Source organism: Pseudomonas sp. SIMBA_068, assembly GCF_046534705.1.
Classification (GTDB): Bacteria; Pseudomonadota; Gammaproteobacteria; order Pseudomonadales; family Pseudomonadaceae; genus Aquipseudomonas; species Aquipseudomonas putida.
The window spans coordinates 1-253 of sequence record NZ_JAWRYI010001074.1 but is presented as its reverse complement, the minus strand read 5'-3'; the positions used below and the strand labels follow the sequence as shown (position 1 = coordinate 253).

At 50.2% G+C, this 253-nt stretch carries 1 protein-coding gene; it reads left to right on the top strand.

The window, feature by feature from the left end; translation table 11 throughout:
* A partial coding sequence (locus SB756_RS32755; protein ID WP_410913599.1) for a lytic transglycosylase domain-containing protein occupies positions 1 to 253 on the top strand: 253 nt, incomplete at both ends.

Genomic DNA, 253 nt, shown 5'->3' with positions numbered 1-253 from the left:
CCTTCGCCAGCATTGTAGCCTGCAAGCGCAAGACTGGCGAAGGCAATGTACAAAAGTACGGCGGTATTCCACCCTTCCGTGAAACTCAAGACTATGTTCGCCGGGTGAGTAGCCGTTATAGCAATTTATATGCAGGGGGGATCAACATTTCTCCAGGCTCAAATAGCACACCGGCCAATGCTCAAGTCATTGCACAATCTGCACATTACGATGCAGACTCTTCTCCAAGCACGCAACTCAGTGTGAGTCGTAG